This is a genomic window from Staphylococcus auricularis (assembly GCF_001500315.1).
GTDB lineage: Bacteria > Bacillota > Bacilli > Staphylococcales > Staphylococcaceae > Staphylococcus > Staphylococcus auricularis.
The window spans coordinates 1-300 of record NZ_LLER01000026.1 but is presented as its reverse complement, the minus strand read 5'-3'; the positions used below and the strand labels follow the sequence as shown (position 1 = coordinate 300).

The window sequence follows — 300 nt, the reverse complement described above, 5'->3', positions numbered from 1 at the left end:
AAGTTTTATTGAAAAGAAGTATTTTACCTGAGACTCCTGAGGCAAATAGCTGAAGGCGAAAATCCACTATTTCAGTGCGTCTAGCAATGAAATAGTTAGTTGAGCCAAAGCGCCTAGGAAAGCGAAGGATAAAAGACGTAGTGGAAATAAAACGTTAAAATTAGGCATAAAAAAAGAGACCTTTCGGTCTCTTGCTTGCCTGGCAACGTCCTACTCTCGCGGAACGTAAGTCCGACTACCATGGGCGCTAAGGAGCTTAACTTCTGTGTTCGGCATGGGAACAGGTGTGACCTCCTTGCC

Annotated in this window: 1 rRNA gene; it reads right to left on the bottom strand. The window is 44.3% G+C overall.

The features are described from left to right. Positions 1 to 197 precede the first annotated feature (197 nt). A 5S ribosomal RNA gene (gene rrf, locus APS80_RS10330) occupies positions 198 to 300 on the bottom strand; the annotation flags it as partial.